This window comes from Prevotella sp. P4-119, from assembly GCF_002251345.1.
Classification (GTDB): Bacteria; Bacteroidota; Bacteroidia; order Bacteroidales; family Bacteroidaceae; genus Prevotella.
This window is the reverse complement of record NZ_NPJB01000090.1, coordinates 1-25,188: the sequence shown is the minus strand read 5'-3', so window position 1 is coordinate 25,188 and position 25,188 is coordinate 1. Positions and strand designations below refer to the sequence as shown.

Sequence of the window (25,188 nt, the reverse complement as noted above, 5' to 3'; positions counted from 1 at the left end):
TTGCATGAATGGATGTTCCTTCTTTGATCATTTGCATGTACTTCAGACATTCTGCATAACCATGCTTCTTTCTCTTTTGCATAATAAACCCCGAAAGTTTTTTGTCTAACTTTCGGGGTTCACTTCACAGTAGAGGCTCCCTCCTTTATTTAGTATGAATAGAGATTACTCGATTACTACAAGTGCATCATCTTCCATGACGCTCTGTCCAGGCTGAACGCATACTGCGGTAATCTTACCGCTCTTCTCTGCCTCGATATTATTAGCCATCTTCATAGCTTCCAATACCAAGACTACGTCGCCTGCCTGTACTTCGTCACCTACATTGACGCGAATCTCTGTGATGACACCTGGCAGTGGAGCCTTAAGCGCATTGTTGGAGTTGGCTCTTCCTGATGGAGCTTCTGATGGAACTGCTGTGGGCTTTGCCACAACAGGCTTCACAACAACCTTCTCCACTTCAGGTTCTGGTTCCATTTCCACTTTGTATTCTTCACCATTGACATTGACGGTAACCATGTTCTCGACAACGTCACCAATGGCTACTTCATACTTGTTGCCATTAATTGTATATTTGTATTCTTTTTTCATCGCGCTTTGTGTTTAGGGATGTTCTGTCATAGTCAGAGCATATCCATTCCACTGGGTCTGCTTGTCATCAATAGTGATGATGCATGACTCTTTGTCGTGGACATTATTGCCTTTGAACTCATGAAGAGCCATGGCAATAGCTGCATATACTTCATTCTTCATAGACGGGATATTTTACATCGGAATGTTACCGTGCTTCTTAGCGGGCAGTGCATCACGCTTGGTGGCAAGCTGAGCAAGCGCACGGCAGATGCGGAAACGAGTGTTACGTGGTTCAATCACGTCGTCAATATAGCCATATTTTGCTGCCTGATAAGGATTGGCAAAGAGTTCGTTGTACTCTTCTTCCTTCTCGGCAATGAATGACTTAACATCTTCACCTGCTTCTTTCTTGGCTTTAGCTTCCTTCGCATAGAGAACAGCAGCAGCACCACTTGCTCCCATAACAGCAATTTCAGCTGAAGGCCATGCGTAGTTGAGGTCGGTATGGAGCTGTTTTGAACCCATAACGATATGAGAACCGCCGTATGACTTACGCAGGGTAACAGTAATCTTGGGTACTGTAGCTTCACCGTAAGCGTAGAGCAACTGAGCACCGTGCAGAATGACTGCGTTGTACTCCTGGCCTGTGCCGGGAAGGAAGCCTGGTACGTCAACGAGTGATACAATGGGGATGTTGAATGCATCGCAGAAACGTACAAAGCGTGCACCCTTACGTGAAGCATTTACGTCAAGCACACCTGCATAGCAAGAAGGCTGGTTGGCTACGATGCCGACACTCTGACCATTGAAACGAGCGAAACCTACGATGATGTTCTTAGCAAACTTAGGCTGTACTTCAAAGAACTCGCCATTATCGATGATAGCACCAATTACCTTGTACATATCGTATGCCTCATTGGGATTCTCAGGGATGATCTCGTTGAGGGAATCCTCCAAACGGTCAATGGGGTCGTTGCACTCCTTGCGAGGAGCTTGCTCCATGTTGTTAGATGGAATATAGCTCAACAGGCTCTTCAGCATTTCAATAGCTTCTTCCTCTGTTTTAGCGGTGAAGTGGGTTACACCACTTTTTGAAGCGTGAACGCTTGCACCACCGAGGTGCTCCTGGTCGATATCTTCACCTGTTACGGTCTTTACTACTTTTGGACCTGTGAGGAACATGTATGAGGTGCCTTCCATCATCAGAGTGAAGTCGGTAAGAGCAGGAGAGTAAACTGCACCACCTGCGCAAGGACCGAAGATACCTGAAATCTGTGGGATAACACCCGAAGCGAGGATGTTACGCTCGAAGATTTCTGCGTAACCTGCCAAAGCGTTGATACCTTCCTGAATACGGGCACCACCTGAGTCGTTGATACCAATCAGGGGAGCACCCATCTTCATGGCCATGTCCATCACTTTGCAAATCTTCTGGCTCATGGTCTCAGAGAGAGAACCTGCATGAACTGTGAAGTCCTGGGCAAAGATGAATACCAGACGACCGTCGATAGTACCGCTACCGGCTACTACACCATCGCCAAGGAACTGCTTCTTCTCCATGCCGAAATTGTGGCAACGGTGTTCCTTGAACATATCGTATTCTTCAAAAGAGCCTTTGTCGAGCAACATCTCAATGCGCTCACGTGCTGTATATTTTCCTTTGTCGTGCTGCTTCTGGATGGCTTTCTCACCACCACCGAGACGAGCTTTCTCACGCTTCTCGATGAGCTGCTTGATTTTTTCTAACTGTTTAGACATAATTGTATTTTGATTCTTAACTTGAATGATCTATTAGTGTTCGCAAAGTTCGGTAAGGATACCTGCGGTTGATTTGGGGTGGAGGAATGCAATGTTGAGGTTCTCAGCACCTTTACGGGGAGCCTGATCAATCAGACGAACGCCCTTTTCGCTAACCTCTGCCAATGCATTGGCAACACCGTCTTCTACACAGAAAGCTACGTGGTGTACACCCTTGTTGCCTTTGTCAAGCCACTTCTGGATAGTGCTTTCGGGTGATGTCGGCTCCAGCAGTTCGAGTTTCACTTCACCACACTTCAAGAATGCGGTTTTAACTTTCTGATCCTCTACCGTTTCAACGGCATAACACTTGAGTCCCAATACGTTTTCGAAGTAAGGGAGGCTCTCTTCGATGCTCTGGACTGCGATGCCCAGATGCTCAATGTGCGAAATTTTCATGTTGTTTTAAATTAATGTATTTAAATCTGCTGCAAAGATACTAATAAAAAGTTACGGAAACGAAAAACACCAATGAATTAACACTAATTAAAAGTCGATTGTGATTCTTCCGTTTACTTGTCTGCCCGTAAGATAGTTGGGGACTGCATACTGTTGATTGGTCACATCGGTTACCCAATAGTAGTTGCTGACATTGGCTGTACCAAACACATTGAGCAGGTCTATACCGAGCCAGATATGGCGCAGACCCTTGCGCTTGGATGAGGTCTGTCCTGCTATCAGATAGTTCATTCCGATGTCGGCTCGCTTATAGCTTGGCGCACGGAATTGCTGCTGTTCTAATCCGCGGTGTGGCGCACCAAAGGGGAGTCCGTCTGTGAAAGCAAGGCGAAGCGTCATCTTCCATCGTTCGGTACCGGGGAAATAGTCTGTGAAATGAAGGTTGACACCCCACCTTTGGTCGGTGGGTAATGGTGTGCTGATACCATTGATGTCTTGTCGGGTACTCATCAGCGAGAGGGTCAGCCATGAGTCTGTGCCTGGAACAAACTCACCAAAGAGTTTGAAATCGATTCCTGTGGCATGGCCTTTGGCGATGTTATTACCCTCATAGACGATTTTCATGTTTTGCATGTTATATGGAATAAGGTGGTCTAATTTCTTATAGTAGGCTTCTGCTGTGAATCGGAAAGGTCGTCCCCACATGCGGAACTGATAATCGAATCCACCTACGATGTGGATGGAGCGTTGACTTTTGATATGACTGTTGAGCGCCACGGTCGTTACACCATTGGCGGTGGTCGTATCGCGCATCTCTTTATAAAAAGGTGACTGGTAGTAGATGCCTGTTTCCAAACGAAATGTCATGTCGGAATTGAAGGCTGGTATAATGGCAAAACTCAGTCTCGGAGATAGTGTTGACTCGCTATTGAAATTCCATCTTGCCCATCTTAAGCCGATATTCAAGGTGCAATAGGATTGATGGCTGTCGGTGCCCAACTGCCATTTTATCTGGTCTTGTAGGTATGCTTCTGTTCGGGTGGATGTCACTTGTTGGCGACTGCTCATCGAGTAAATCATGTCAAGGCGGTCGCTCTTATGGGGGATGTTATAGCCGCTGGAGTCACGCATCTCATATTCTTTCGACTGCTCCTTGACGTGCTCCCATTTCATTGTGAAACCTGCTTCCCAATGATGGCGGCTGTTGCGATGGGATGCTGTCAGTTGGAGTTGTTCTGCATGAGCAGTCAGGTAATTGCGGGCATGTTCCCGATAGGTGCCTACTCCGAGGTTTTCAGAAGTCTGTGTATCATCGAGCCAATATTGTCCCTGTATGTCATAGCGTTCCTGCTCGCGGGTATGGAAGGCTGATCCTTGCAGACGCACTATGGTTTTATTGGAGGGACTAAAACTGACGGAAGTCATTCCTGTGGCAGTACGAAACAGATCACGCTCCTGTCCGTCGAAATATACTTTGAAGGTCTTTGCGTTCTGTATTGTTCCGAATGAGGTCTCTCGGTCTGTGGGTGTGAAGTGGTATCTGTTTTCTGAATAGTCTCCTAATGCCTCAATTTCCCATTGTTGGTTTGGACGCCAACTGAGATAGGTTTGGTAGTCGAGGTATCGTGGTTTATATTCTCCTTTTGTTTCCAAACTGCCCAGTAGGTATCTGTTGGTTTTATAACGCAACCCATGAGACATAGAGAAATGCTTGTTGCCATAGCCCACATAAGCTGATCCACCTAACAGGCTTGCTTGTATATTGCCTTCCCATTGTTGCGGCCTGCGATAGGTGATGTCGAGCACGCTGGACATCTTACCGCCATATTTTGCTTCATAACCTCCCGACGAGAATCCTATCTTATCGACCAGGTCTGAATTGATAATGGAGAGTCCTTCGTGTTGCCCGGTTTTTGCCAGAATGGGACGGTAGATTTCCGTACCATTCAGATATACTGAGTTTTCGTCAAACGAACCGCCTCTGACATTATATCGACTCGACAGTTCGTTATGGGTGGAGACGCCTGCTTGCTGTTGAACGAGTTCCTCTATGCCGTTGCCTGCTGTTGATGGTGCATGGCGGACAGCATCGGATTTCAGTTGTTGCATGGTATTGGTTTGGCGCTTTTGTTGTGTCACTACAACTTCGTTGAGTGTAGTGGCAGGGTAAAGCGTCACTACCATGCGTTGACGTCCTTTGGGACGGCGTAGGGTGCGTGTCTTGGTTTGGTAGCCAATCATCGAAAAACGCACCTTGACAGAGTCTGCCGATTTAAGATGGAGTGAATATTCGCCTTTGAAATTGGCAATGGTTGTGGCATGTTGCTCCTGACAACTGACTGTTGCCAAGGGTAGGCCGTGACCGTCTTCATCGAGAATTTTTCCCGATAGTGAGAACGACTGTGCCTCTGCCCATGAATAGGTGAGTAGTGCGAGTATAGTGATGATGACTCTTTGCAGTTTCATTATCAGTATAACGAGTGCGGGGCGGATTTATTGTGTGAAATGTGATGTTTTCATACGCCAAACGCTTGGCGTTATGCAGAAACCCCCGACAAGTCGCTCTGTTGTGTGGCGATTGTCGGGGGTGATATGGTCAAAAGGGTGGGGAATGGCTTATACCAGTTCCACCTTATTAATATCTTGTTCCTTTTCGCAATAGTGACAGGTGAGGATGCCGTTGGTGACATGGAAATAAGTAGGCATCGGTTCGTTGTTGGTAATACACTTTGGATTGTTGCATTTCACAATGCCTTTGATCTCATCGGGTGTACATACCGTTTTTTTCTCTACTACTTCGTAGTCACGGATGATATTGAGCACAATATTAGGTGCTACGACCGACAACCGTGAGATTTCTTCGTCGGTAAACCATTTGTCCTCTACTTTAATAATACCTTTCTTGCCGAGTTTCTTCGATCTGTAGTTATAGCCGATAGTGACGGTAGAACTAAGTTTGTCAAGATTGAGCAACTGTGCCACCTGATATGTTTTCTCAGAAGGTATGTGGTCTATTACGGTGCCGTTTTCGATGGCGGCAACCAACATTTCGTTTTTGTTCATGGGATAATGGTTTGATCGTTTCTTACTTGGTACAAATCGATGCCGAGCACATCGCAGAAGATGGCTTCGCGCGCAAAGAGTCCGTTGCCTGCCTGTTGGATATAATAAGCATGTGGATTGTCGTCAACATCGTATGCAATTTCGTTGACACGTGGCAGGGGATGAAGAATCTTCATGTTGGGCTTTGCCAGTTTCAACATATCGTTGTTGAGGATATATACATTCTTCACACGTTCGTATTCCATAAGGTCTGAGAAGCGTTCTTTCTGTACACGTGTCATGTAGAGGATGTCGGCATCAGCAATGACTTTCTCGTTGAAAGCGGTATGCTCCTGATATTTGATGCCGTGCTCTTCACAATAGATTTTGTATTCCTTCGGCATGGCAAGTTCTTTCGGAGCCACAAAATGGAATGTGGGGTTGAAGTGACGCATGGCCATCAGAAGGGAGTGGACGGTACGTCCATATTTCAAGTCTCCCACCAGGTAGATGTTGAGGTTGTCAAGGGTACCTTGGGTCTTGTAGATACTGTAAAGGTCAAGCATACATTGTGAGGGGTGCTGGTGGGCACCGTCGCCCGCGTTGACAATGGGCACATCGGTAACTTCCGCAGCATACTGTGCAGCGCCTTCAATATAATGGCGCATCACGATAACGTCTGCGTAGTTGGCAACCATAGAAATGGTATCTTTCAGCGTTTCGCCTTTTGTACCACTGGTAATCTTCGGATCTGCGAAACCGATGACGCGTGCTCCGAGTCTGTTGGCTGCTGTTTCAAAACTAAGTCTGGTGCGGGTGGAAGGTTCAAAGAAGAGTGTAGCCACAACCTTTCCTTTGAGTAACTCGCGGTTGGGATGGCGCTCAAACTCCTGTGCCATCTCAATCATATAGAGAATTTTTTCTCGTGTGAGATTGGCAATAGTCACAAAATCATGCTTTTCCATATTAGGTGTTTGTTAATATGATGCAAAGTTAAAGCAAAAAATCGAATTATCGACAGTTTGCAGCTATTTTATTTTGTAATTTTCGTAATTTAGACTAACTTTGCAAAATCTTAGTCGGTTGGTATTGCTTTTCCTATGCAAGCATCCCCCCTCGTTACTTACGTCAAGAATATACATTAATTAATATCTATATATGAAACAGACAAAGATTGTTGCCAGCATCAGCGACCGCAGATGCAGTCAGGATTTTATTCGACAACTTTTTGATGCCGGTATGAACGTGGTGCGCATGAATACCGCCCATGCTTCAGAAGACGGTCTGCGTGAGATTATCCGCAATACACGTGCTGTGAGCCACCATATTGGCTTGCTCATTGATACTAAAGGTCCTGAGGTACGCACTACCGGTTGTGACCAGCCGATTGATTATAAAACGGGCGATGTGGTGAAGATCTTCGGTCGTCCTGAAGTGGATACAGAGCATGATATCATCAATCTCTCTTATGTTGATTTTGCCAACGATGTGCAAGTGGGCGACCACATTCTCTTCGATGATGGTGCACTCGATATGTTGGTACTGGATATCAACGGACCTGCTGTTATTGCACAGGTACAGAATGATGGACAACTGGGTAGCCACAAGAGTGTCAATGTACCGGGACGTCATATCGACCTGCCTGCATTGACCGACAAAGACCGTCATAACATCATGTTGGCTATCGAAGAAGATATCGATTTCGTTGCTCATAGTTTTGTGCGTTCTGCTGCCGATGTTCGTGCCGTACAGGCGATTCTCGATGCTTATCATTCTGATATCAAGATCATTTCAAAGATTGAAAACCAAGAGGGTGTTGATAATATCGATGAGATTATCGATGCCAGCTATGGTATCATGATTGCGCGTGGTGACCTTGGTATAGAGATTCCCATTCAGCGTATTCCTGGTATTCAGCGTCAGATTATCCGTAAGTGCGTGCAGAAACGCAAACCTGTTATCGTGGCAACCCAGATGCTGCATACCATGATCAATAATCCGCGTCCTACACGTGCTGAGGTGACCGATATCGCCAATGCTATCTATTATCGTACCGACGCATTGATGCTTAGTGGTGAAACAGCCAGCGGAAAATATCCTGTTGAGGCTGTACAAACCATGGCGACCATTGCCGAACAGGCTGAATGTGACAAATTGCGCGAGAACGATATCGAGGTTCCTCTGTCTCCCAACTGCGACATTCGTGAATTTATGGCGCATAGTGCCATTGAGGCAACAGAACGCTTGGGTGTCAAAGGTATTATCATCGATTCGATAAGTGGCAGGACTGCCCGTGATTTGGCTGCATTCCGTGGTCCCAACCCCGTACTTGCTGTTTGCTATAACGAGAAACTTCAGCGTTTGCTCAACCTGTCGTATGGTGTTATTCCTGTTTTCCAGAAAGACCATATCTCTAAGCAGCGTCTTTTCCAAGCTGCGGTTCGCATGCTTCGTCAGAAAGGTTATCTTCAGGCTGACGACAAGATTGCCTACCTATCGGGAAACATCAGCGATGGTGGTGGAACAAAACTTTTGGAAATCAATACCGTTAGCGAGGTATCTAAATTCCATCTTTCAGAATAAAGACATACACATTATTACATATCTTAATGCCCGACCATTGACGAATATGCTTCATCTATGGTCGGGCATTGTTTTGTAGTGTCATTTCAAAGATAGTGAAAGTTTAATAGAAAATAAACTATTTCTTAGTTTCACGTGTGCCACCTTTTACTATTGCACATACTGGTATGCCAGTCGCTCTGTACCGTTCCAGCAGTGGATAACGCCACAGTATCGAAATCCCTCTTTCTGCATCAGGTGTTGCATCACTTTGTTGTCGGCATGTGTGTCAACTCGGATGTTCCGATATTGCCGGCGTGCAAAGTCCAGTACAACTCGGATAACCCCTTTCACCTCTCCACTACTTGCCACCCTATGGATGACAGCATACGGTTCATCGTTTAACCATTGTCCGTCGTAGATGACATTGTAGGTGGGATCTGTTCCACCACGTAATACAAAGGTGGCAACAATGGTGTTGCCCTTTTGTATTACATAGCTGTCGCCATTATCCATATCCTCACGAAGGAGTTGATCACCAGGATAGTTCTCGTCCCATTGCCCTGGATTGCCTGTTTCACTCATGAATTTCCGGGCAATGGCAAAAATCTCCTTGAGGCGTGGCAGGTCTTCTGGTGCAGTCTGTCTGATGACGAGATGGTCTGCGAGTGTGATGCTATCTCCCTCGTTTCTGATACACCAAAACGGAACTTTTTTTTCTTGGCAGAATGGTTCCATGCGCCAGGCAGAGTCAAAACCGCTCATCACAAAGTGCATGGGAACCAATAATCCTACTTTAAAGCGCTCTATAAACTGGCGTGCTCCTAATGTATATCCATTGCCAATACGACCATCTATGGGGAACATAACCACATCGAAGCTATCGGCAATCTTCTTGATGTCTTTCAACTCGCCCAAAAACTGCTTCTCTTCTGCCACAGGCTCTATCCATTGGTCACATTCTTCGCTATACACTTTTCCTTCAGGAGTGCCCTCTGCCAAAAAACGGGCAAACCAGTTGCAGAGGTCACCTGCATGGAAGATGCGGTAATCGGCGGTCTCTATTATCCAACTGACCCCACTGTCGTTACTACCAGTAGCAGTCACTTGGATATGGCTGTCGTTCCACACCATACCCTTGGTCATCCACATATCAGCATCCTCTTTGCACGCTCTATGATGCTTCAGAATATCCTTTGATAGAATATAGGTGATATCAGGCGTGGTGGCTTTCCATGTGAAGATCTCTTTCGTGAAGTGGTCTTCGTGGAAATGACTGACAAAGACATATATTGGTTTCTGACTTTGTGGTCCAATAAAGCGCTCCATCTTTTGGGCAGGATCCATCCAGTAGTCAAATACTAGCACGCAATGGTCTGTTTCCAAAACAAAACCGCTGTGGAAGAGATAGGTGAGTCGTATCATCGTGTCTTTTGTTGTCCGAATGCTTATCAGGTTCTTATTCCATATATCTGATCATGTCATCGCGTCTTGGCTTTGCGTCTGGAGTCTCTGATGGATAACCTAAGGCAATACAGTAGAGTAGCTGATAACCCTTGGAGAATGCCATGCGGTCAAGGAATGGCTTGGCAGATGGAGAATCTTGTATCCAGCGTGCAGAACTTCCCAGACAGCATGAACCGATACCTTTATCCCATGCCGAGAGAATGATATTCTCACCCAGCAGTCCACAGTCTATCTGCGACATGTCGTATTCGGTATTGTTGGCGATGCAGATCACACAGGGAGCATTCACAAAGATGTTCTTAAAACCTTTACGCTCAGCAATCTTCGGATTGTCTTTTACTACGGCTTGCGTAATAGAGTCGATGAGGGCAGGAGAGTCAATCACTCTGATTTCATACGACTGTAGGTTTTGACCGTTTGGGGCATTGATACCACATTTCAGAATCTCATTCAGGGTCTCACGATTGATGACAGAGTCTTTGTATGCGCGGATACTTCTGCGACTCATCATCACATCGGTCACCGTTTTTGCAGTATCTGTTGCGGTCGTTACCTGTTGCTTGTTCTCGTTGCATGCCGTCAGCGTCAGCGCGACAGCCATTCCTAATAAAATCTTCTTCATTTTCATTTCTGCTAACTGTTATGCCTAATGAATGGTATCAATGTAACTTATATCATACAAAGATAACCAATAATTGTGAAATACTCATGAAAAAGGTGGCATTTTTATCATTTCTTAAAAAAAAGCACTACCTTTACACCTTGATAACCGAGGGTCACGTTATCGTGGAGATTCCCCATCATATAAAAGACATAAAACAATGAATAACCGATTGGTCATACTGAGCGATAATCGCACCAATGATGCACGACTGGAAACAGAACATGGACTCTCTATCTATATGGAGGGCCCATCGGGTAAGTTTCTACTCGACACAGGGGCATCGGATCTCTTTGTCCGCAATGCAGCACTGTTGGACATCGATTTATCCGACATCGACTACTGCTTGATTTCCCATGGTCATAGCGACCATATAGGTGGACTGAATGCGTTTCTTACCATCAACAGCAAAGCTAAGGTCATACTTTCTGCACAGATTCCTGGTGCGGAGTATGTATCGGTGCGTCGCTATCAACATTCCATAACCAGTCATGTTGATTTCGATAGGTATCAAGACCGTTTTGTCTTTGTCGATAACAATACCACGGTGGGGCCCGTACAGGTCTATGCCCATATCATGCAACACCACGCACTACCCTTGGGCGATAAAAATCTTTTAATCCGTACTTCGGATGATAGTCTTACAGCCGATGCGTTCCATCACGAACTCGTATTCTTGGTGGATGGAGTGCTCTTCACAGGTTGTGCCCACAATGGACTGTTGAACATACTGGAGACGGTAAAACAACCTTTTGACGTGGCAATAGGTGGCTTCCATCTTTTAGATTCCCATCTGGATCAACACTACGAAACCGATACGCAGTTGCAAGCCATTTCTGCCAGTCTGCGCGAAACATATTCCAACGTTACGTTCTATACAGGCCATTGTACGGGTGATCATTGTTTCGACATGCTGTCAGATCAGAATGATAGGTTGCATCAGTTTCATGGTGGCGATACCATCACTTGGTAGTAGGCGACTTCTTACTATAAGTTTAGAAAAGAATGAGTAAATTTGTAACAGATATATTGCATGAACAAAAAATCCGATAACGCATCATGAGAAGTGATAAGGAAATGGAATGGAAAACGCTTGAAACGAAATATCTGTTCAAGCGCAATTGGCTAACCGCCAAGGTGGAAAAGGTTGAGTTACCTGATGGTCGTATATACGATGAGTATTATACGTTAGAATATCCTACGTGGATTAATGTTATTGCCATAACAAAAGATGGTAAGATGATTCTGGAGCGGCAATGGCGGCATGGTTTGAAGATTGTTTCAACCGAAATTCCTGCAGGTGTGGTAGAAAAAGGGGAAAATCCTATGGATGCAGCAAAACGTGAACTTCAAGAAGAAACAGGTTTTGGTGGTGGAACGTGGACACAATTCCTTGTTACGGCTCCAAATCCCAGTGTGATGAATAATCTGTGCTATACCTATTTGGCAGAGGGTGTAGAACTCGTTTCCGATACGCACCTTGATGCCACGGAAGATTTGGAAGTGTTCTTTCGCGATAAAGATGAAGTCTATGAGATGCTACGTTCTGGTCAGTTCTGCCAGGCATTGATGTTGGCACCACTATGGAAGTTTTTTGCCACACGCACGTAAACTGTCAAACCCTCACACGGATCACACGCTAAGTTTTATTTCTTGCTTTCAGACAACTAAATAAAAATTTCTGTGATTTCCGTGATTTGCCTTTGGCTTATTCTCTTGCGACTCAATATCGTGAAACCGAGCTTTCACTCTGTCTTCGCTGCTCCAGAATTTCTGTGATTTCTGACGTTTTACTGGTGGGCACATGGAGGGAAAAAGTGTAAATCTGTGATTTGTGTGAGCAATTTTATGGATGCACGAACTGACCATGTTTTATGGTTTGATGACCATAGTGTATGGCAAACTGTGGACAGTGGTGCAGACATTTCAGACAGAGCGTGCATTTCTCTTTTGTCCAAACAGGATAACCGTCCTTACACGTTATGGCTTGTTCTGGACATTGATGCGCACATTGATTGCAACCAATACACTTGTCTTTCATCACGTGGAAATGCTTGGTCTTGCGCTGGCTGTCGTAGGTGAGGTAATACCAGCGTGCCAACCAATGGGGAAGGCGCAGGTAATCGAAGTTGCCTGCCTTGCGAGCCACAGCCCATTCCGTTATTTGGGTAATGGTCTTTTCTGCTTCTTCCGTTTTTCGCATGCACTTCTCGTGATTCGACACGTCAAATAGGGGAGTCCATACATCCACCATCCTCACATTATACTTTGCATCAAGCCACAAGCCTTTATGTTTCAGTAGTTGTTGCATCATATAATGTGCTTGCCCCGTGGAAGTTCCGAATGTAACCACATGGTAGATGAAGTGATGTCGCAAGTCTGTAATATTCAACAGATTGAGAAACCTTACAACGATGTCGGGGAGCCCCCAGAAATAGACAGGGGTGACAAATCCGACGCGTTCGTCCTTGCATAAGGAAAATGAAAATTCGCCATTCCTCATGCAGTCTGTTATTGACACACACTTTTCTTTTGTGGCATGCGCCAGGCATTGTGCCACATGTTTGCTGTTTCCTGTTCCTGAAAAATAAAAAACCATTCGCGTCTTGCTATTATTGATACAAAAGTACCATAGATTTTTTTAATTTTGGTACTTTTGTATGGAAATCTTTTGAACTCCATCGTTTTTTAGGTCATGATATAACTGGTGACACTATGAAAACGAAGGATGAGGTAATAACATTGCTGATGACACAAAGATCTAAAAAATGAGCAGCTGTGCCAACTTCTACAATATTGTCTAAAAAATAACTAAAGATGGATGTTGAAGATAAATATTAATTACAGATAATCTGGAAGCCTATGTGGGTTCGTTAGGCACAAAAGATATATCACTATATTGGCTGACTATTGTCTCTTGACCGAAATGTTTAGCTTGAATTGATATGTGATTTATATAAAAAATCTATAAATAAGTTAAATAAAATTAAATATCAGCTCAAAATTGGGCGAATATTTGCATTTAGGGGGTGTGATGTTGTACATTTGTAAATACCAAAATGATGGCGTCGTAAACAAAAAGGCGCTTTAGCAAAAAACCATATATCATACAACTAAAAATCATTCATTTATGTTTACATGTACTATTCCAAATACCTCCAACTGGTTGCAACATAAGGAGCATGATTGCTCGATTGCCACCCGACCGGTTATCGTTCGGTTCTCGTTCACTTCTCGTTCACTTCTCGTTAGGTCCTCGTTCGTCTCTCGTTCGTCTCTCGTTCGTTATTCGTTAGTCTATCGAAGACCGAACGAGGACCGAACGAGGAATAAGCGAAAAACGAACGAAAGAGCAACGAACGTCGAACGAGATAATAGCGAGAAACTATCGAAGACTTGACGGGAAACTGTCTAACCTGATGGGAAGGGCAGTTTGTAATTCCGATGATTCGTGAGCTCTGTGTGCTCTGTGTGCTCCGTGGATCCATGATTTTGATTTCTGGCTTCCCTCCGATTGGGAATGGTACTTGTTGTTACTTTTGTCCTTAACATGATGCAGACAGAGACAGAAGACTATAAGGTAGAGGTAATATCTATCAGGATATGACCACTGGAAATACACTTTTAAGGACGACTTTTTGTGGCTTTCTACACTTTTAAGGACGACTTTTTGTGCTTTTCTACACTTTTAAGGACGACTTTTGGCGTGGTTTGAAATAAAAAATGTATCTTTGCATTCAGAAATTATCAAGCAATCAGATAGTTATGAAGAGAAAAGCCATCGACTACCTATATCAATGGAAAGCAAGTAACGACCGAAAGCCATTGGTCATGCTTGGAGCCCGCCAGGTTGGCAAAACCTGGCTGATGCAAGAATTTGCCAAAGAGGCCTATAACCATAGTGCGTATGTGAACTTCGAAGACAATGAAATGCTCCGGGAAGTTTTTGCGCATGACTTTGATATTTCCCGCATTATTAATAGCATACAATGGAGTACAGGAGTTTCTATTGATGAGAATACGCTTATTATCCTTGATGAGATACAAGAAGCGCCCAGGGGCATCACCGCGTTAAAGTATTTTGCAGAAAAAGCACCTCAATATCATGTCGTAGCTGCAGGTTCATTGCTCGGAATTGCGATGCATCAGAATGACTCTTTTCCTGTAGGTAAGGTAGATTTTATGCATTTATACCCCCTTACATTCTTTGAATTTTTGGATGCAATCGGTGAAAGTAGGATGGTGGAATTGCTCATGAAAAAGGATTGGAATATGATAACCATGTTCCGGAATAAATTCGAGGAATGTCTGCGACAGTATTATCTGGTAGGGGGAATGCCGGCTGTAGTCCAGTCTTTTGTCTGTGAGGGGAATCTGTCTAAAGTCAGAAACATTCAAAAAGGAATCCTTGAAGCGTATGAGCGTGATTTTTCCAAACATGCACCGGCTATAGAAGTTCCACGTATCCGAATGGTATGGAAATCCATTCCATCCCAGCTCGCCAAGGAAAACAAGAAATTTATCTATGGTGCTGTGAAGAAAGGGGCCAGAGCAAAGGATTTTGAGCTCGCCATCGAATGGCTGAAAGATGCAGGGTTAATCTATAAGGTGAACCGCTGCAAGAAGGCCCTGTTGCCTTTGGCTGCATACGAAGATTTCTCTGCTTTTAAGTTATTTCTGTCTGATGTGGGACTGATGGGAGCCATGAGCAATATTCCTATCCAAAGCTTGTTGGAAGGAAATGTGTTGTTTTCTGATTTTAAAGGGGCGCTGACAGAACAGTATGTCCTGCAGCAGCTTAAGGAGAAAGCTTCTTTGTCAATCTATTATTGGTCGGCAGATAATTCACGTGGTGAAATTGATTTCCTGGTGCAGGATGAGGAAAGAATCATTCCGATAGAAGTAAAGGCTGAGGAAAATTTACAAGCTAAGAGTCTGAGGGTGTTTGTGGAACGTAATCAGGGATTAAAAGGTGTGCGCCTATCTATGTCACCTTATAGAGAGCAGGATTGGCTTGCCAATTATCCTTTATATTCTGTATCTGCAATAATCGAATAATTAATGGACCCTATTTATAAGATAGAGGGGCATTGAGGGACAACTTGGGACATCTTGAATAACCGGAAATCCTTAATGACCTTAATGATCGGAAGTTAGCATCATGTGGAACTCAGTGGTGTGCATGTCGCTGATTACATCACGGCTGATGATTACATCGCTCTGCAACAGCCAGCGCAAGGCTACCTGTGCAGCAGTCTTGCCATATTTCTCGCCAATCTGGGTGAGGGTAGGGTTGGATCAGGTTCCACCTGATAAACACCATAACCCAATTGTGGCATTTCCACGCCATTGCTTAACTTTATCTTCTTCATAATTGTAAAATCATATAGTTGCTATTTTATCTTGTTATATTCCTCATCGCTTACAGCCTCCTGCCATTCGTTGGATGTGTTTTCGCCAGGTATTTCAAAGGCGAGGTGGGCAAACCAGCTGTCTTTTGCGGCACCATGCCAATGCTTCACGTTGGCAGGAATATGGATGACTGTGCCGGGAAGGATTTCCTGCGCAGGCTTGCCTTCTTCCTGATACCAGCCAAGTCCGGCTACGCCTACCAGCATCTGTCCGCCACCCTTTGTGGCGTGGTGCGTGTGCCAGTTGTTACGGCAACCAGGCTCAAAGGTAACATTGAAGAAAGGTATCTGACTGTCGGATATTTGTGCCAGATAACTATTACCTTTGAAGTATTTGGCGTAAGCGGTGTTGGGTTCGCCAACAGGGAATATCATCTCACGCTGGAATGCAGCCTTGACATCTTCTCCTTTCACGTCCTCGTTCCATACCTCCTTTGCCAGATTGAAGGCAGCCCAGGCCTTTGGCCAGCCGGCGTAGAAGGCGATGTGAGTAATAATCTCTGCCGCTTCCGTGCGAGTAATTCCATTGTTTTTTGCCGACTGCAGGTGATATTTCAGCGAGTTGTCGGTGATTCCTTGGCTGATGAGCGAAGTGATTGTTACCAAACTGCGGTCGCGCAATGAAAGCAGGTCATTGCGGCTCCATACTTCTCCGAAGAGGATGTCGTCGTTGAGGTGGGCGAACTCCGGGGCAAACTCACCCAGCTGGGTGCGCCCTGCTGTCTGTACTATTTTCTGTTGTGCCATTATATTAAATGAAATAGTCGTTAATATGATGAATGTTGCATATTTTTTCATAAGAATCAATAGTTGAGTTTCTATCCCTTGACAGATTTTCCTAACTCGTATGCTTTCTGCAGTTTCTTGTTGCCTAGAATGGTACGTGGAGCGTCAACACCACCGCAGAACAGAGTGCCGGCAAGATGGCTCTCTGGATAGCAGTCAATCCAGCCTGTCAGTCCGGCTTCAGCACGCTTAGGCACTTCCGGCTCATTTTCGGCTGCCGTAGTGAGCATGTAAACATCACGGAACTTGTAGTCAAGCGCGAACATGGCATTCATGCGGTCGATGAGGGTCTTCATTTGTCCGCTCATCTCATAATAATATATAGGTGTTGCCCAGCAAACCACATCGGCATTCAGCACCTTCTGCATGATGTCGTTCACATCATCCTTGATGATACACTTGCCCAACTTCTGACATGCCAGACAGCCTTTGCAAAACTTGATGTCTTTTCCTGCAAGCGAAATCTTTTCCACTTCATGACCTGCAGCCTTGGCACCTTCGATAAACTGATCTGCGAGCATGTCGCTATTTGAACCAGTACGCAAACTGGTCGAGATGATTATTACTTTCTTCATTGTATTATCTTTTTAAATTCTTCTTCAGGAACTCCTCGATGTTGTCCCAAGGAATCAATCCTTTCCCACCACCATCGTATAGGTCGCAATGAGAGGCTCCTGGGATAATGAGCAGTTGTTTGTTGTTCGGAACCGGGTTGGGCTTTCTTTCGAAGTCGTAGCCTTCCGTTTTCCCATCCATCATATATCTGAAGGCGCTTTCTCCGAAGTAACGGGAATGCGCTTTCTCTCCATGCACAATGAGTACTGCCGAACGGATTTCGTTGATGTAATATAGGAAACGGGTGTTGGCGTAAGCCTGGCAACCGGTGGTGCGCCAACCGTCGTTTGAGTTGCCCGAACGCTTATGGTAGCCTCGTGGTGTTTTGTAATAGGCATGATAGTCTTTTACAAACTGCGGTGCATTCTCCGGTAATGGGTCAACCACGCCGCCAGCCATAGTGAATGTTCCGTTCTTGAGATCGGCTGTGCGAGCTTCTGCCCATGCTTTTCGTGCCGAATATCGGCTTTCTTCGCTGTCATCTGCGTCAAAGTACCCATTTCCGCTTACTCTACTCATGTCATACATGGTTATTGCCGCAGTAGCCTTGATGCGAGGGTCTTGCGCAGCAGCATTCAGAGCGATTCCGCCCCAGCCGCAAATGCCAATGATGCCGATTCGCCCTGCATCTACATCATCTCGCATGCTGAGGTAATCTACAGCTGCCAGAAAGTCTTCCGTATTGATGTCGGGAGAAGCCGTACGGCGAGGCTCGCCTGAAGATTCACCTGTAAACGAAGGGTCGAAAGCGATGGTGATGAATCCACGCTCTGCCATGGTCTGTGCATAGAGACCTGAACATTGCTCCTTGACGGCTCCGAAAGGACCGCTCACGGCAATGGCAGGCAACTTTCCTTCAGCGTTCTTCGGAATATAGAGGTCGGCTGCAAGAGTAAGACCATATTGGGTCTTAAATGTCACTTTCTCATGATTTACCTTCTCGCTTTTAGGAAAAGTCTTGTCCCAATCCTGTACTAATTGTATCTCTTTGTTCATAATTCCTGCTTTTACTTTTGTTAGATTTCCTGCCCAAAAAATGAGGGCTGTTGCTATAAATGTGAATAATCTGTTCATGGTTCTATTTCTTTATAATTTTCTTTCCGTTTTCAATATAGACACCCTTGCTGGGAGCCTGTTTAAACTTTCTCCCGTCAAGCGAATATTTTCCGCTTGGAGCCTTCCGGTCTGCAAGTGTTTGCTTTATTCCGGTAGTAGAACCTGATGAAAGTTTAACTTTTACGCTGCCACCTCCGGCATTGAGAAACGTCTTGATTTCATCCTTGCTCATTCCCTCAATCTTCCCCAGACGGGTAAATGTCCATGAATTTGTGCCATAATAAAGACAGATGTTATTGCCTTGATACAGAATCACATCGCCAGCAGTTGTGGTGATACTCTCGTTGTTTTGTGGCAGACTGATGCCTATGTTTCCCACTTTCTCGAAGTTGCCATAGTCATCAGCCTCGTAGGTGATGTCTCCCTTTTCCAACTGTGCCAGAAGTGCTTTTGTTGATGAATTTTCAACGAGCTGGCACGAAACCGTTTTTCCATTGATTGTGATGTTCATTGTGCTTACTGATTTGTCAGATGGCGTAGCTTCTACCTCATTGCTTTGGCAAGCCATAGCCGTCAGCGCCATGAACATGATGTAAATGTGCAAGCCCATTCTTTTCATATTAAACCTTTTTGTTTGATGATTAAAAAACTGGTGCAAAGATACGCACATTTCTCTAAAGAGCTTATACCTTGTTTTCGGAAGACATTACCGTTATTCCGTTTCTATCAAAACATGCTTCCTTGTATCTATGCAGTTTTGCGGTACTCGCTTGGAGTCTTTCCCGTCTGTGCCTTGAAAAAGCGGACGAAGTGCTGAGAATATTCAAAGCCGAGGTGCTGGCTGATTTGTGTAATGCTGAGGGTTTCATCATCAAGTAGTTGGCGGGCTGCAGAAAGCAGTCGGTCGTTAATCAGACTCTTTGCAGTTCTGCCTGTCTCGGTCTTGACTAATTCTCCGAAATATTTAGGCGAATAGCAGCATTTGTCGGCAAAGTAAGCTACGGTAGGCAGACCTTCATGCTCCGCCTTCTGGGCAATGTATTCATCGAGCAGAGAGATGAATTTCTTGACCACCGAATGATTTATTTCCTCGCGTGTGATAAACTGTCGGTCGTAGAAGCGCAGACAATAGTTCAGCAACAACTCGATGTTGGAAACGATGAGTTCGCGCGAATGCTTATCTATAGGATGCTGCAGTTCCTGCTTAATCATTGAGAGCACATCACGGAAGATGTTTACCTCGGCAGTGGATAAGTGTAATGCTTCGTTGCTTGTATAGTCGAAAAACTCGTATCGGGAGATGTTTTTGCCAAGCTGGGTGCGGTTGAGCAGGTCGGGATGGAAAGCCAATACCGTATATTTGGCAAACGGAACACCTGGAATGGGTTCTACCTTAATCGACTGTCCTGGAGCAAACGAGGTGACGGTCATCTCGTCAAAATCATATTCTGTTCTTCCGTATGACAATTTGCAGCCCTTGTTTTCCTTCAGAAAGAGGGCATAAAGTCCGTAGTGATGCACAGCCTCCTGTATAGGAGAGGCATTCTCTACACGCACAACGCTTACCAAGGGATGAAGCGTTTTCACCCCAATGTAGTCGTTAAACTCCTGTATGGTATTAAAGAATAATTCCTTCATAATCCTATGCTTTTAAATTTCTGCAAAGATACGCACATTCTCCTAAAGAGCTTATACCTGGTTTTCGGAAGATATTACCATTATCGGAGATTTATTCCATTCTTCCATATTTCATTTCCACGCCTTCCTTATCATATTGCTTGCGCTTGCCGGTTGGTGGCTCAGTAAGCGTGATGCGAACAACAGCCGTGCGCGATAAGGAACGGGCGATGCTCTGGTCGAAAGCATCCATGTGTTGAGGAAGGAAACGTTCACAGATCAGTCGGAGGCCATGAATCTTCTCTGCATCCTCTGTCACGATTTCTGCCTTGCCGAATGCAATGGCTGATTTGAATTGCAGGGTGAAACTGCCGTCCTTCGGACCAACCGTAGGCGCACAACGGGTTACGGCTGAAAGGCAAACCTCAGGATGAGCCTTGATTGCCTCCAGCTTCTTGCCTTCCAAGGCACCATGAAAATACCAATTCACATCATCATCTGATGCGAGTGACAGGGGTAAACCATAAGGCTTGCCGTCTTCGTCAATAAAACTGACCGTTATATACGGAGCCTTATGCATTACTTCCAATGCCCATTGGCTATCCATTTCTCTTGATTCCTTTCTCATTTTTATCCAATTAATTTAATGATCTGTTTATCCGAAGCATCAGGCAGGATTTCTTTCAGATGCTCGAAAATCGTCTGATAAGATTCCTGGGGAGTGCGGTTGCATTGGCAAACCTCCCTGCCATAGAGATCTTCGGGAGTATTGAGTAGCGACCAACCCCAGCCATATTCGTGATTGTGCTTGTCACGAGGATAGATGAAATCCTCGGTCACGATGTAAGTTGCCATTTCCAGTCGGGTGAGATAACCGTCAAACTTGCTTCTCATTCCATTGCCCGTGAAACCGCAGGCTGCCCGAAGTTCTCTCGTGATGAGACTGCCAGTAGATTGAAGCGTGCAGAGAATGGCTCCTTCTATCGATTCTTCATCCGGACGGGGGTATTTGTTTCTTCTGTAGTTGCAGAAGTCAGGCCACCATTCCTGGCTGATGAATCCTGCTTTCTTGTTAAAAAACTTTCCGTACATACATGGCATTTCCTGCACAATCTCGCCCTTCCATTTCCATAGCGGCCAGTCCCAACCGCCTTCAGGAAGTCTTACGTAACCGCAGTCTTCTGCTACGATGTCTTCGGCAGAGAAGCCTTCAATGCCGCTATCAAGGAGAGGGAGGAAGCCGATTTGCTGAATCAGCTCCATCATGCCTGTTGCTGAATATATTTCTGGAAAATTCATGTTCATCTATTTTTATCCGTTGAACTTAAATAATCTTGACGTTACATCTGTCTTCTTATGTATCGTGCCAGTCCGTAAACATATCTTCGGCAACCTGGACGATAGTGGAGCAGGCGGTCGAACCATGCAAGATGTTTGTTGAATAGGCGAACTGTAACACCTACATAGACCATGGCGAAGAGCGTTCCGATGCCCACGATCTCCCATTTCCATGAACCGAGAAGCAGGAAACAGAACAAGACGGCCAAGACCACGAGCGTGATGTCCACCCGAATCTTGGCTTTAGGGAAAGGCCAGCCGGTAACCTTGTGAATGGCGATGGAAATGCCCTCGCCAGGCATGGTTACTGAGCCGCACTTCACCTCCATGGCAATTCCGAAACCGAGGATGGTGCAACCGGCAATCTGCACAAGGGCATTGACCAGGATATTTTCTGAAACCATCCACTGTGTAAGTACCATATTGAGGTCTATGAACATTCCGAAGATAAAGCCGATAGCGAGCTGGAAGAGTTGCACCCACTCGAAGTTTCTTCTCAGAATCAGAATCTGCAGCACCACGAAGATTGCATTCATCATGATGGTGTAGCCGCCGATAGTCCATCCTGGGATGTAATCAAGCATCTTACCTGCCGAAGCCATCACGTAAGGGATGGTGGAAATAACGCTTGAACCTAACTGACTTCGCACACATGCTGCGACTCCGAAAGTCATTACATAGAGCGAAACGAGCAGCAGAATATGCTGCCATACAAAAGATATAACTTCTTCTTCCTTAATCATTTATATTATTTTCTTAATCAATTCGTTCAGTTTATCCTCTCTGATAATCTTCGGCTGAGCCTTGCCAGCGAGAATGAGAATCTTCTTACCGTTACGATAAATATGAAGCTGTCGTGAGCGAACCACGGCTGTCAACCCCTCATCATTCTGCATGGCTTGCCAGATAGGATAATATATTCCCTCAGGTTCAAACAACTTTTTTTGAAGATGCGAACAGAGGTTTGTTGTATCAATTGTCATTGCCATAATTTTCTTCAAACTATTTGTTTTCAAAGATTCATGTGGAAATACGCCATCAGCGCAATCTGTATCAGGAGAATAGCAGGAATGCCGTATTTGAATTTCTTGTGCATCGTCTTATGGTGCCAGACTTTCATTCCCATCCATGCCCCAATGCTTCCTCCAAGCACAGCCAGCAACAAAAGCGTGGCTTCCGGAATGCGCCACTTGGCCTTCTTAGCCTTATACTTGTCAATGCCGTACACGATGAATGTAACTGCATTGATGACAAGGAGATGGTAGGCGAGGCAACTGTGTAATGTATTCATCCTTTCAACTACTTTTTTATCTCTTTAAAATCCCAATTCTACATCCTTGCCGAATGGTGCGAGCGAAAGCCCAGCCATCTTGAAATGCTGTTTCCCCCAAGGAATGCCGATAATGGTTATACATAAGAGAATGCCGAAGAACAGATGCATGATGCAAGCCCACAATCCTCCGAAAAACAGCCAGAGTAAATTCAGCGGAATGCGAATGCAACCAGTTGGACTATTCGATTCTCTTACTGTAGAACCAAAAGGCCATAGGCAGAGCAGACCAATCTTGAATGTCTGTATCGCAAAGGGAATGCCGATGATGGTACATGCAAGAGCCAGACTTCCGGTAAAATAACCGATGGCAGCTTCGAGACCTCCGAAGAGCCACCAAAGTAAGTTTCCTATTATGCGCATAAGATTATTCTTTTATATTCTTGTTAATTTCTTGCCATTCCTGATGCTCTTCCAGATGATTGGTCTTTACCAGTACGCTCTGAAAACCAAAACGCTTGCCTGCTTCGGCATTCTCGGCACGGTCATCGAAATAGAGGGTGGTGGCAGGATTCAATTCTGTCTGCTGCGTCATCTCTTCATAGATTTCGACGGATGGCTTCTCTTTCCGCATGGCGTATGAGAGGAAGATTTCATCAAACAGCTCGTCTGTGGAATATCCAAGCTGATTCATCTGATTGACCGATTTCTGCCAAAGCGTGTCGTTGATGTTGCTGAGCAGATAGACCTTGTATCGTTTCCGAAGCTTGACCAATGCCTCCAGTCTTTCCACAGGCAGATTGCCACACAGCTCTTCAAGTACTTTTTCAATATCCTCTGTTTTGGTTCCTTTGCGGCAAAGGCTCAGCATCTCTTTCAAAGTTTCTGCTTCCGCTACCAGACCATTAATATATTGGTGCATCAGTCTCTTGATCTTGCGGACATGGATTAGTCGCTTGAACGCCGTAACGCCCAGGCTCTCCATGGCTTTTACAACAGAGGCATCATCAATATTCACGATGACACCTCCATAATCAAAGACGAGTGTTTCTATCTGTTTCATGCTCATTTTCTTATTGTTACAATTCTCTTATGACATGCTTGATGGCAGCTATCGGGTGATACCAAATCATTCTCGGTCCCGCCCAGCGCATCACTTTGCACATTCGTTCTTTCATCTGAGGGCGATAGCAGTGGATGGGACACTTCTTGCAAGTTGGTTTGTTATCGCCAAACTTACAGCGTTCCAGCCTTGCAGTAGCGTACTGTAGCAACTCTTGGCACCCAGGACATAATTCATTATTGCCCTCCTTCTTCCTGCAGTACAAACGTATCATCTGCTCCACAACTCGCTGCTCTTCCTTTATTCTTTTCATCTTTTTATATTAAGAATGGATCAAGCGTAGCCAGCAGTTCGGCTTTATCTACCACACCGCTTGTGCGCCACAATACTTCTCCGTTGCGGAAGAGCATCAGTGTAGGCACGGATTGGATGCGGTATTGGCTTGCTGTTACGCCATACTTATCTACATCCACCTTGATGATTCGGATGCGGTCGCCCAACACACTCTTCACCTGCTCCAGAATGGGGTGCATCGCCTTGCAAGGTTGGCACCATGTAGCAAAGAAATCGACCAGAACAAGCTGGCCACTGTTTATTACATTATTGAATGTCTCCATAATTATTTATCTATCTCTGTGAAACGATTAAAAGTTTACTGAAAACTTCATCAACATTTTCTTGGCAAGGGGAGCGTACCAGGTCTTTACCTCCTGCTCTGTAGGCGTGTGACCGCCTGGAAAATGGAAGGTTTGGTTGTAATGCTCCAGGAAGAGAGGGGCGAAATGAGCCAGGGTGTCCTGTTCACCAAATAGTCCCCACACACGATTCTTATAATATGGGGTGCAATGGTCAAACTGTACGGCTTCCAACTCCGCAAACTCCTTAATCAACGCCTCGTCAATTACCAGCCGCTGATTGCCGTCTCTTCTCGGAGCCTTGTATTCATGCTCTCCGATTCGCTCCTTCAGAAACTCCGTCATCATGAAATACGGATTGCCAAGCAGGGCAGGGATGCCCACCACCGGAGCCAGCATCTGGGCAAGGAAAGAGCCGCAGCTGTTGCCTAGAAGTAAGTCGGGCTGTTCCCGGTCGATGATGGAGCGAATCTCCTTCAGTGCCTCCTTGGGGTGCAATGGGAGGTCGGGAGTCAGCACCACCGCTGTCCCCTCAAACGCCTCTTTCAATGCCTTCGCCATCGGACAACTGCCCGTGGCGAAGAATCCGTGTAGAAAAAGTATCTTCTTCATGTGTGCAAAGATAGTGCAAAACGAAGACAATACAAAATGAATGCAAGTTCATTTATCTGAGAGAAAATAAAATAATACCCCAGTTCGGGATAATAAATAGCTTGTAAAAAGTTGGTAGTCTTACAAATATTTTGTATCTTTATAGGTGAAAATCAATTAGTTACAAAAATATTTAATATGACTACCGATTGCAAAGTTACAGAATTATTTTGTATTATAGACGAGTTTTGCAAACATTTTGATGCAGAAAATGCAGGAAATTTGCTGGAAGACAATAGCGGAGT

At 45.1% G+C, this 25,188-nt stretch carries 30 protein-coding genes and 2 pseudogenes; 5 read left to right on the top strand and 27 right to left on the bottom strand.

All coding sequences use genetic code 11. The features are described 5' to 3' along the window. Window positions 1-165: 165 nt before the first annotated feature. The 7 genes from CIK89_RS11970 to pyrB form a co-directional block, all read right to left on the bottom strand. Window positions 166-591 (bottom strand): biotin/lipoyl-containing protein, encoded by a 426-nt coding sequence (locus CIK89_RS11970; RefSeq protein ID WP_094391599.1) that lies wholly within the window; start codon window positions 589-591, stop codon window positions 166-168. Between the two features lie 12 nt (window positions 592-603). After that, the gene (locus tag CIK89_RS13680) at window positions 604-753 is read right to left on the bottom strand and encodes a hypothetical protein (RefSeq protein WP_173815098.1); all 150 of its coding nucleotides are present in this window, start codon (window positions 751-753) and stop codon (window positions 604-606) included. A 12-nt stretch (window positions 754-765) separates the two neighbouring features. Continuing rightward, window positions 766-2,331: an acyl-CoA carboxylase subunit beta gene (locus CIK89_RS11965; RefSeq protein WP_094391598.1), complete on the bottom strand. Its 1,566-nt coding sequence runs from the start codon at window positions 2,329-2,331 to the stop codon at window positions 766-768. Between the two features lie 33 nt (window positions 2,332-2,364). Further along, complete coding sequence (mce, locus tag CIK89_RS11960; protein ID WP_094391597.1) at window positions 2,365-2,769, bottom strand: methylmalonyl-CoA epimerase; 405 nt, start codon at window positions 2,767-2,769, stop codon at window positions 2,365-2,367. Between the two features lie 87 nt (window positions 2,770-2,856). Beyond that, window positions 2,857-5,235, bottom strand: a complete 2,379-nt coding sequence (locus CIK89_RS11955; protein ID WP_094391596.1) for a TonB-dependent receptor — start codon at window positions 5,233-5,235, stop codon at window positions 2,857-2,859. A 150-nt stretch (window positions 5,236-5,385) separates the two neighbouring features. After that, on the bottom strand, window positions 5,386-5,832 hold the full coding sequence (locus tag CIK89_RS11950) for an aspartate carbamoyltransferase regulatory subunit (RefSeq protein WP_094391595.1): 447 nt from the start codon (window positions 5,830-5,832) through the stop codon (window positions 5,386-5,388). Then, complete coding sequence (pyrB, locus tag CIK89_RS11945) at window positions 5,829-6,776, bottom strand: aspartate carbamoyltransferase (RefSeq protein ID WP_094391594.1); 948 nt, start codon at window positions 6,774-6,776, stop codon at window positions 5,829-5,831. Before pyrB ends, CIK89_RS11950 begins: the two co-directional genes overlap by 4 nt. A 193-nt stretch (window positions 6,777-6,969) precedes the next feature. Here pyrB and pyk point away from each other — a divergent pair, with 193 nt between their 5' ends. Continuing rightward, window positions 6,970-8,394, top strand: a complete 1,425-nt coding sequence (gene pyk / locus CIK89_RS11940) for a pyruvate kinase (RefSeq protein WP_094391593.1) — start codon at window positions 6,970-6,972, stop codon at window positions 8,392-8,394. Between the two features lie 150 nt (window positions 8,395-8,544). Here the strand turns inward: pyk and CIK89_RS14055 are convergent, their stop codons facing one another. From CIK89_RS14055 to CIK89_RS11930, 3 genes and pseudogenes are all read right to left on the bottom strand, one after another. Continuing rightward, on the bottom strand, window positions 8,545-9,024 hold the full coding sequence (locus tag CIK89_RS14055) for an N-acetyltransferase (protein WP_371591459.1): 480 nt from the start codon (window positions 9,022-9,024) through the stop codon (window positions 8,545-8,547). A gap of 15 nt (window positions 9,025-9,039) precedes the next feature. Then, window positions 9,040-9,795: pseudogene (locus CIK89_RS11935) on the bottom strand (MBL fold metallo-hydrolase); the annotation flags it as partial. Between the two features lie 37 nt (window positions 9,796-9,832). Next, on the bottom strand, window positions 9,833-10,468 hold the full coding sequence (locus CIK89_RS11930) for a nitroreductase family protein (RefSeq protein WP_094391592.1): 636 nt from the start codon (window positions 10,466-10,468) through the stop codon (window positions 9,833-9,835). A 193-nt stretch (window positions 10,469-10,661) separates the two neighbouring features. Here CIK89_RS11930 and CIK89_RS11920 point away from each other — a divergent pair, with 193 nt between their 5' ends. Both CIK89_RS11920 and CIK89_RS11915 read left to right on the top strand, forming a co-directional pair. Next, window positions 10,662-11,474, top strand: coding sequence for an MBL fold metallo-hydrolase (locus CIK89_RS11920; protein ID WP_094391590.1), 813 nt, complete (start codon window positions 10,662-10,664; stop codon window positions 11,472-11,474). Between the two features lie 86 nt (window positions 11,475-11,560). Continuing rightward, complete coding sequence (locus tag CIK89_RS11915; protein WP_094391589.1) at window positions 11,561-12,112, top strand: NUDIX hydrolase; 552 nt, start codon at window positions 11,561-11,563, stop codon at window positions 12,110-12,112. 235 nt (window positions 12,113-12,347) lie between these two features. Here CIK89_RS11915 and CIK89_RS11910 read toward each other — a convergent pair whose 3' ends face one another. Then, window positions 12,348-13,100, bottom strand: coding sequence for an EFR1 family ferrodoxin (locus tag CIK89_RS11910; RefSeq protein WP_094391588.1), 753 nt, complete (start codon window positions 13,098-13,100; stop codon window positions 12,348-12,350). A gap of 1,166 nt (window positions 13,101-14,266) precedes the next feature. On the opposite strand from CIK89_RS11910, the gene CIK89_RS11905 reads away from it, so the two are divergent. After that, window positions 14,267-15,559: an ATP-binding protein gene (locus CIK89_RS11905; RefSeq protein WP_094391587.1), complete on the top strand. Its 1,293-nt coding sequence runs from the start codon at window positions 14,267-14,269 to the stop codon at window positions 15,557-15,559. A 182-nt stretch (window positions 15,560-15,741) separates the two neighbouring features. Here CIK89_RS11905 and CIK89_RS13965 read toward each other — a convergent pair whose 3' ends face one another. The 16 genes from CIK89_RS13965 to CIK89_RS11830 all read right to left on the bottom strand — a co-directional run bounded on the left by CIK89_RS13965 (window position 15,742) and on the right by CIK89_RS11830 (window position 24,904). Next, on the bottom strand, window positions 15,742-15,873 hold the full coding sequence (locus tag CIK89_RS13965) for a hypothetical protein (protein ID WP_256387567.1): 132 nt from the start codon (window positions 15,871-15,873) through the stop codon (window positions 15,742-15,744). Window positions 15,874-15,894: 21 nt separating this feature from the next. Next, complete coding sequence (locus CIK89_RS11900) at window positions 15,895-16,710, bottom strand: carboxymuconolactone decarboxylase family protein (RefSeq protein WP_094391586.1); 816 nt, start codon at window positions 16,708-16,710, stop codon at window positions 15,895-15,897. A gap of 20 nt (window positions 16,711-16,730) precedes the next feature. After that, a complete protein-coding gene (locus CIK89_RS11895; RefSeq protein ID WP_094391585.1) occupies window positions 16,731-17,273 on the bottom strand; it encodes a flavodoxin family protein in 543 nt (180 codons plus the stop codon). Window positions 17,274-17,277: 4 nt separating this feature from the next. Next, window positions 17,278-18,387 carry an alpha/beta hydrolase gene (locus CIK89_RS11890; RefSeq protein ID WP_216820473.1) on the bottom strand — a complete coding sequence of 370 codons (1,110 nt, stop codon included), beginning with the start codon at window positions 18,385-18,387 and terminating at the stop codon, window positions 17,278-17,280. A 4-nt stretch (window positions 18,388-18,391) separates the two neighbouring features. Continuing rightward, window positions 18,392-18,988: a cyclophilin-like fold protein gene (locus tag CIK89_RS11885; RefSeq protein ID WP_216820472.1), complete on the bottom strand. Its 597-nt coding sequence runs from the start codon at window positions 18,986-18,988 to the stop codon at window positions 18,392-18,394. 128 nt (window positions 18,989-19,116) lie between these two features. After that, a complete protein-coding gene (locus CIK89_RS11880) occupies window positions 19,117-20,007 on the bottom strand; it encodes an AraC family transcriptional regulator (protein ID WP_094391584.1) in 891 nt (296 codons plus the stop codon). Window positions 20,008-20,098: 91 nt separating this feature from the next. Continuing rightward, complete coding sequence (locus CIK89_RS11875) at window positions 20,099-20,614, bottom strand: pyridoxamine 5'-phosphate oxidase family protein (protein ID WP_094391583.1); 516 nt, start codon at window positions 20,612-20,614, stop codon at window positions 20,099-20,101. A 2-nt stretch (window positions 20,615-20,616) separates the two neighbouring features. Next, window positions 20,617-21,285 (bottom strand): hypothetical protein, encoded by a 669-nt coding sequence (locus CIK89_RS11870; protein WP_094391601.1) that lies wholly within the window; start codon window positions 21,283-21,285, stop codon window positions 20,617-20,619. Window positions 21,286-21,326: 41 nt separating this feature from the next. Further along, window positions 21,327-22,067, bottom strand: coding sequence for a YitT family protein (locus CIK89_RS11865; protein WP_094391582.1), 741 nt, complete (start codon window positions 22,065-22,067; stop codon window positions 21,327-21,329). Beyond that, complete coding sequence (locus tag CIK89_RS11860; RefSeq protein ID WP_094391600.1) at window positions 22,068-22,307, bottom strand: hypothetical protein; 240 nt, start codon at window positions 22,305-22,307, stop codon at window positions 22,068-22,070. Between the two features lie 29 nt (window positions 22,308-22,336). Continuing rightward, window positions 22,337-22,615, bottom strand: coding sequence for a DUF1294 domain-containing protein (locus tag CIK89_RS11855; RefSeq protein ID WP_094391581.1), 279 nt, complete (start codon window positions 22,613-22,615; stop codon window positions 22,337-22,339). A 24-nt stretch (window positions 22,616-22,639) separates the two neighbouring features. Continuing rightward, window positions 22,640-23,017, bottom strand: a complete 378-nt coding sequence (locus CIK89_RS11850; RefSeq protein ID WP_094391580.1) for a YccF domain-containing protein — start codon at window positions 23,015-23,017, stop codon at window positions 22,640-22,642. Window positions 23,018-23,021: 4 nt separating this feature from the next. Then, the gene (locus tag CIK89_RS11845; RefSeq protein ID WP_158215026.1) at window positions 23,022-23,657 is read right to left on the bottom strand and encodes an HAD-IA family hydrolase; all 636 of its coding nucleotides are present in this window, start codon (window positions 23,655-23,657) and stop codon (window positions 23,022-23,024) included. A gap of 16 nt (window positions 23,658-23,673) precedes the next feature. Continuing rightward, window positions 23,674-23,970 carry a nitrous oxide-stimulated promoter family protein gene (locus CIK89_RS11840; protein WP_094391578.1) on the bottom strand — a complete coding sequence of 99 codons (297 nt, stop codon included), beginning with the start codon at window positions 23,968-23,970 and terminating at the stop codon, window positions 23,674-23,676. 4 nt (window positions 23,971-23,974) lie between these two features. Further along, the gene (gene trxA, locus CIK89_RS11835) at window positions 23,975-24,274 is read right to left on the bottom strand and encodes a thioredoxin (RefSeq protein WP_022121765.1); all 300 of its coding nucleotides are present in this window, start codon (window positions 24,272-24,274) and stop codon (window positions 23,975-23,977) included. 27 nt (window positions 24,275-24,301) lie between these two features. After that, on the bottom strand, window positions 24,302-24,904 hold the full coding sequence (locus CIK89_RS11830) for a YqiA/YcfP family alpha/beta fold hydrolase (protein ID WP_094391577.1): 603 nt from the start codon (window positions 24,902-24,904) through the stop codon (window positions 24,302-24,304). A 177-nt stretch (window positions 24,905-25,081) separates the two neighbouring features. Here CIK89_RS11830 and CIK89_RS13865 point away from each other — a divergent pair. Beyond that, window positions 25,082-25,188, top strand: a pseudogene (locus tag CIK89_RS13865) (IS982 family transposase); the annotation flags it as partial.